A 2,485-nucleotide genomic window follows, 5' to 3' on the forward strand; every position below is an offset into this window, starting at 1 on the left:
CACTGCTTACTTGCAAGAATATTTTATAGATATCTTTAATGCATGGATAACCGGACAAAATATGAACATCCTGATTTTTTCTTGTTTTTAAATTTATACTTCTTTTTTAGAGACTGCGAAACTCGTGGCTATTTCTGCGTGGTTTGAACAACATAAACGTCGTATATCTGAAAAAATAACCCTTTATCAACAAAATTGGGACGTAATCAAAAATGCTATTGCTGAGCACATCCGTGTTTTATTAGCGTACCCAAATTAGTTTTGTGCGAAACTCGTGAGAATCTTTATCATAAATACGATAGTCAATAGGAATTGATTCAACACTTGTCAGATCATGCCAAAGCAAATTAACCAAACCTATGCCAGCAATAACATCATGCTTATTACCTGAATATTGATAATGAACCATCTCTATTTTTCTACTACGTGTTTTGGCAATCAATGTATCATCGGCAATTAGTACACAAGGGCTTTTTTTGTCTACACGAGTTTCGCACCAATAAAAAAACGCTCTATTTTTAAGTTTAATTCAGCATGATATATATATATAAATAGTCAAAACCTTATAAATCAAATACAACTTATTGTAATTTAAGAAAATTTATGTTTTTTAGTAACTTGCAGATTAATCATTGCTTTTAAGCCATTTTTAGAATTTTATATGCCTGTGCGAAACTCGTGTCATATTAATAGCGATCCTGATTTAAAGAAAAACAAAGCGTTGCTGGAAAGCATACCTGGAATTGGTGAAATACTGAGTGCGAGTTTACTGGCTTATATCGGTAATATGTCAAAATTTAGCAACAGTAAAGAAGTCGTGGCCTATGTTGGTCTTAACCCAAAACTGCATGAGTCTGGTTTATTTAAAGGACGTAGTCGCCTATCAAAACGAGGTCATACAGAGCTCAGAAAAGCATTATACATGCCGGCTTTATCTGCCATTTCCTGTAACCCTATAATAAAAGCACAGTGGCAGCGGCTCGTATCACGTCACAAAGGAGGTAAAGTAGGCATCTGTGCGGCAATGCGAAAATTACTCCAATTAGCTTATGGTGTCTTAAAATCTGGCATCCCCTTCGATGAGAATATAGCTCTTGTATCATGATAAGAAAGACGGTATCTGATGCGTTTCACCGTTCATGGCCAGTAATGCATTAGCCATATCCGCGACACAGGCACCAAAGCGAAAGCTATGGGTTAACCAGAGACGGTCAGCATCACCAAGCAAAGGGGCATGTAATGCATCGACCGCCCCTCGAAAACGATAAATCTGTTGATGAGCATCACCCACCATCACTAACTTCCTGGTTTGACGAAACACAATATCGTGAGTAACCGGATTAGCGTCCTGCGCTTCATCAAACAAAATAACGTCAAAACGATGGGAAAGATTAGGTTGGGAGAGTTGGTACAGTTTTAAGTACATATCATGAACGACGGGGAAATTATCAGCAAGGTCAATCATTCGATGCCAGAGCCGTTCGCTCTGGCTAACAACATCAAGCCTGTTGCTCAATAGCAAAATTAATTGTGACTTACAAAAAAACCAGCTATTGATGATAAAATAATCAATTTTTGAATTAAAAATGACCTATATAAGATTAAAAAATAACCTATTTTTGTGTTTTTTAGATGTATCTAACTTGTTTTTATTGAAAGCAGTTTTATTTCACTATTGAGCAACAGGCTTATCATTAGCGGTAAATGATTTTTTAACTTGACCCATTAATATTGAAGGACAGTGACGTAACATAATCTGACTATCCACCCTGCACATAAACACGAGTTTCGCACAGGCATATAAAGTTCTAAAAATATCTAAAATAATGTTTTATCCGTAAGATATTTTATAATATAAAATATATATTTATTTCAATAACTTATGTGTTAATTAGCAATTTTTGCGAATTATATATTATGTCGAATTGAACTTAAAAATAACTTGTTTATTTGTTGGTGCGAAACTCGTGATAAAGTTCTTTAAGGTATCCTGAATCGCGTTTACGTATAGCCAGTCATCGCTCTGAATGGCATTAGCAATATCAAAAAGACGCAGAGAATGGGTTAATCGATTAGCGTAATTTCTACCAAAGCCAGGTCACGCCAGTTGATGAGAGGTTTTACAAAGCACATTAGCGGGAAATTTCTCGTCCGCCTTTTCTCTCACTGAGCGATTAAACGCAATGTAGAGCATCCGGAGTTCGAGATGTTTTTCAGCATATTTCACTAAGGTTGAGGTTTTTCCTGTTCGGGCAAAAGCATTAACGACAAGCTTATCGCCCTGCCAGTCAATAAACTAGTTGCTGAATAGAGACTTGCATTTTTTGTCACGCTATTGAGAATAAAAAGAGGTTTAACTTAGAGAATAAAGGTTTGAAATGATCAACAAAGAGCGGCTGTTACGAGATAATCGTTTATGTAAAGCAATCATTGGATTATCAGTCGAAGAATTGAAAAATTTAGCCGCTGAATTTTCAGCTTGTTA

General features: G+C 35.9%; 3 protein-coding genes and 1 pseudogene. 2 read left to right on the plus strand and 2 right to left on the minus strand.

Annotation, left to right across the window (positions count from 1 at the left end):
* The first annotated feature begins 124 nt into the window (after positions 1-124).
* On the plus strand, positions 125-259 hold the full coding sequence (locus CBG25_RS14710) for a hypothetical protein (protein ID WP_290607558.1): 135 nt from the start codon (positions 125-127) through the stop codon (positions 257-259).
* Here CBG25_RS14710 and CBG25_RS14715 read toward each other — a convergent pair.
* The gene (locus CBG25_RS14715; protein WP_290607560.1) at positions 242-442 is read right to left on the minus strand and encodes a hypothetical protein; all 201 of its coding nucleotides are present in this window, start codon (positions 440-442) and stop codon (positions 242-244) included. The genes CBG25_RS14710 and CBG25_RS14715 overlap by 18 nt on opposite strands.
* A gap of 225 nt (positions 443-667) precedes the next feature.
* Between CBG25_RS14715 and CBG25_RS14720 the strand changes: the two genes are divergently transcribed.
* A complete protein-coding gene (locus tag CBG25_RS14720) occupies positions 668-1,105 on the plus strand; it encodes an IS110 family transposase (protein WP_290606888.1) in 438 nt (145 codons plus the stop codon).
* Positions 1,106-1,117: 12 nt separating this feature from the next.
* On the opposite strand, the pseudogene CBG25_RS14725 reads toward CBG25_RS14720, so the two are convergent.
* Positions 1,118-1,447, minus strand: a pseudogene (locus CBG25_RS14725) (UvrD-helicase domain-containing protein); the annotation flags it as partial.
* Positions 1,448-2,485 lie beyond the last annotated feature (1,038 nt).

Source organism: Arsenophonus sp. ENCA (assembly GCF_002287155.1).
GTDB classification, from domain to species: domain Bacteria; phylum Pseudomonadota; class Gammaproteobacteria; order Enterobacterales; family Enterobacteriaceae; genus Arsenophonus; species Arsenophonus nilaparvatae.